We start from the raw sequence: 4,114 nt of genomic DNA, 5'->3' as shown, positions 1-4,114 counted from the left end.
AAAGTAAAGTATGTCTTTGTAGATAAAGCCTACCGGGGTAATAATATACCTGTTAGTGAATGTAATATATTTATAAGTGGTTACTAAAAGGGGAATAACGCCTGCTACTAAAAAAAGCTATAAAAAGAAGATCTTCTATTGAACCGCATATTGGTCATATGAAATCCGATGGTAAATTATCTGTTAACTATTTGAAAGGTATTCTAGGAGATAAACTTAACGTTATTTTATGTGCTATTGCTCATAACCTACGACTGATTACAAGAAAGTTATTCTTAACACACTCACAATCACATAAATTAAAACCTATATAATTAAAATTCTTAATCCAAAACCAGTTATACCTATATCTTGGGTAGGAAAAATAGAGCGCCTGCTAAACCATAAATATTGTAAAAAAAGATCCATTCAATAAATTTATTCAAAAAAAATATTTCAGGGCCGACTACTAAAGGTAAAACAACGACTGGCTGGTTTTTTGGGTTCAAGTTACATTTGATTGTAAATGATTTAGGTGAAATTATGAATTTTACACTTACCCCAGGTAGGGTCAAGGATAGATTCCCTGCAAAAAGTTTATGCAAAAATTTAATCGGTAAAGTATTCTCGGATAAAGGCTATATCAGCAAAGAATTATTTGAAAAATTTATGGAAAAAGGAATAGAGCTCATTACCCATATCAAGAAAAATATGAAAAATGCTTTTATGCCATTATGGGATAAATTAATGCTTCGAAAGAGATCCATCATTGAAACCATCATCGATCAGCTTAAAAATATTAGCCAAATAGAACACTCTAGACACAGAAGCATACCTAATTTTATTGTCAATTTAATAGCTGGTATTACTGCTTATGGGCTAAAAGAGAAAAAACCGGCTATAGCTAATATATATACAACTGGTTTACAATAATTCTAATCCAGAGTTCAGGTTAATAAGAATTATAATTCTTTAAAAAAATGGTATGTTTTCTTGTTTTTAGTTATAGTTAAAAATTTTCGCACTGAAAATCATCTATCTAGAAATTAATTATAAATTAAGCAATTTTTATATTATTCTCATAACCAATGGAAAATTTGGTGCGGAATGTGAGATATAATGTCTAAATAATAAGGTATATTAAAATTATTTTTAATCCAAAACGTTAATAATACAATAAACAAAAAATAAAATGTTTGCAATTTTTTATGTGTGGTTTTTGTTTTATATATTATGCACTATATATTTCCTCTAAGAAATAAGAGCTGGATAACCGCAAGCGCTTAACCAGTGTTTCTCCTATTAGGTTTCTTGCTTTTTCGTAAATTAGCTTGGTTCTATTGTTTATCAATGTTCACAAATAGTACAATGGCGCATGGGGCATATTCTATGCCAAAAGACTTAGCCAATTGACCCCGAATAATTTATAAAATTTATGTCGCATCGTCTGCTTTCTATTCAATATACTTTAGGGATGGACCGCATCGCTCTAAAACGATTTCCCAAAGGTTATGTCTTCCTTTTAGTAACCTTGAGCAGTACTTGTTTTTACCTATCTTGGTGTTCTTTTTGGTTGGGTGGTTTATTATTTGTAGCTATTGTGCCGATACTCGCCATCTTTAAACTGCTCACTATCGCACCCAAACAAAAACATTTTTGCCTATTTTCAGTTGTTTATACCTTATTTTTTTGGAATACACTAACTATTTGGTGGATTTACAAAGCTACTTTTCTCGCTTTTCTTTTCACAGTATGTTACAATACGTTTTGTCTGGCTTTGCCTTGTTTTTTTTATTATTGGATACGGAAATGGGGCGGACTATATATGGGCTATTTAGGATTGGTAACAAGTTGGTTAACATTGGAATATGCACATCTTTCTTGGGAATATTGGGAACTTACTTTTCCTTGGCTAAATTTAGGCAATGGATTGGCAGCATTGCCACAATGGATTCAATGGTATGAATATACTGGCATACTCGGAGGTTCCCTTTGGGTTTTAATAGTAAACATTTTCCTTTATCATTTGTTATTTGAAAAAGCAAATTTTCTCCTATTTAATGGATGGTGTTGGGGGATCCTATTGCCTATAGCCATAAGTTTAATGATCTACTATCGTTATAAAGAAAAAGGAAGAAATGTAGAGGCAGTGGTGGTTCAACCCAACTTTGATAACTATACTGAAAAAGATTATACCTCTCCCTGCTTTGTTCCTTATGCGTGTCAAATAGATCGATTATTGGCTCTTTCTAAACAACAGCTTACGCCAGCGACTTGCTTGGTAGTGTGGCCTGAGTCAGCAATAGATTGCTGGTTAGAAGAGGAAAAGCTTGGTGACTATCTGTTGATGCAACCTATATTCCAGTTTCTGGATACACATACTGCTTTAAACCTTATAACGGGTATTAGTTCTCGTTGTCTATATGGTCCAATCCAAGCTACAAAAACTGCCCAAATAAGGAGAGGGGCATATGTAGACTACTTCAATAGTGTTTTTCATTTAAAAACGCTCCAAAAAATAGATATATATCATAAGCAAAAAAGAGTGCCAGGTGGAGAATATATCCCTTATTTCCATCTTCTACCAATACCATTATGTAGTTGGCTCAAACAAAAATTTGTTGATATTGGAAATATAGATCCTTGTTTAGGTAAAGGAAATGAAACTAAAGTATTTAAAATAGATGATCACATAAACGTAGCCCCAATTATTTGCTATGAATTGCTTTATGGTGCTTTTGTAGGTAAAAGTGCGCAAAAGGGAGCAAATCTATTTGTGGTAGTAACTAATGATGGTTGGTGGGGAAACACGCCGATATATCACGATTTCTTTCAATATACCCGCTTGTTGGCCATTGCACATCGAAAGAGTGTGGTGCGGGCAGCTAGTACTGGCATTTCTGGATTGATCAGCCAGCGCGGAGCGGTAATAGCTGCCACAAATCGATTGGAAGTTGCTGCAACTCGAGGCGTAGTATACGCTAATAATCAATTGACTTTTTATAGCTTACATGGCGATTATATCGGTCGTATCGCTGCATGGACTTGTTTTATATTATGCTGTATTATCTCGATGGTGCGATTGCAGCAAAAAAAGTATTGGCCAAAGGCCTTTTTTGGCTCTGTCCAATTAAGTGTCGTACGTTTGTATTATAAGTTTATATTAAAATATCAAACAGTAGAATAGTAGTGAGACCGTTTCAATATTATAGAAATATCCTACGAAATAACATTTTTAAAAAATTGTCTAGTTTTTTAGGTCCACTTTACCTTATCTCTTCTCTAATCCTTGATAAACATCAACACCAATATTTAACCATTTACCTGTTTTTAAAAAGGCTGGTACAACATGAATATCCTTTAGGGATTCAATATCAAAAAATTGAAAAGTTTTAACTGGACCTCACATTCCGCACCAGATAAAAATATTCTTCGCATGAAAAATGTTGAGTTCATTTATTTTCTTTTTTTTGTAATTTTTGGAATGTTTTATTGTATTTGGTTAAGCTGTATAATGACTTAACAACTGTATTTATTGATTGTAAACCAATATTTTTATCTTTTTTTCCAAAAAGGACAGACTTCTTCTATAAAGAACTATATATTTGTTTTTAAGCCATAAATAGTCGGCCCTGAAATACCATATAATTATTTGTTAATCAGCAAATAAATGGTTAAATTTATATATGGTTAATAACCAGTTTTTAGGTTGTTTTGTATAAAAAGCTTGCAAAATAAGGATGAAATCTAAGAAAATAAATAATAGCCTTGAGCGTTTGTTTGAGCAACGCTTATCTAGTTTTCTCAACCCGAAACATCCATTATTCCAGTTATCTGATTCGATTCCTTTTCACTCCTTATCATCAGATTTAGACCGCGGTTTTAGCTATGGACCTGGTCAACCTCCTTTGCCTATTCGTTTAATTATAGGTCTTCTCATTATCAGTCATATGTATAATATTTCTGATGAACAAGTAGTGGTTAGATGGGTAGAAAACCCTTATTGGCAATACTTTTGTTGGATATGATTATTTTCAGTTTAAGATGCCTTGTAACCCCAGTTCATTGACCCGTTGGCGCCATAGATTAGGTCAAGAAGGTCTCAATAAGATTTTATCTATGACTATAGACTTAG

1 protein-coding gene and 3 pseudogenes are annotated in these 4,114 nt (G+C 32.8%); all 4 read left to right on the top strand.

Annotated elements, in window-relative coordinates:
* Positions 1 to 415: pseudogene (locus tag CHV_RS05480) on the top strand (IS5-like element ISCca5 family transposase); the annotation flags it as partial.
* A gap of 35 nt (positions 416 to 450) precedes the next feature.
* Positions 451 to 912 (top strand): annotated as a pseudogene (locus CHV_RS04570) (IS982-like element ISCca1 family transposase); the annotation flags it as partial.
* A 502-nt stretch (positions 913 to 1,414) separates the two neighbouring features.
* The gene (gene lnt, locus CHV_RS04565; protein WP_051602262.1) at positions 1,415 to 3,166 is read left to right on the top strand and encodes an apolipoprotein N-acyltransferase; all 1,752 of its coding nucleotides are present in this window, start codon (positions 1,415 to 1,417) and stop codon (positions 3,164 to 3,166) included.
* A gap of 553 nt (positions 3,167 to 3,719) precedes the next feature.
* Positions 3,720 to 4,114, top strand: a pseudogene (locus CHV_RS04560) (transposase); the annotation flags it as partial.

It is taken from the genome of Cardinium endosymbiont cBtQ1 of Bemisia tabaci, assembly GCF_000689375.1.
In the GTDB taxonomy this organism is placed as follows: Bacteria; Bacteroidota; Bacteroidia; order Cytophagales; family Amoebophilaceae; genus Cardinium.
This window is presented reverse-complemented; position numbering and strand designations above follow the sequence as displayed.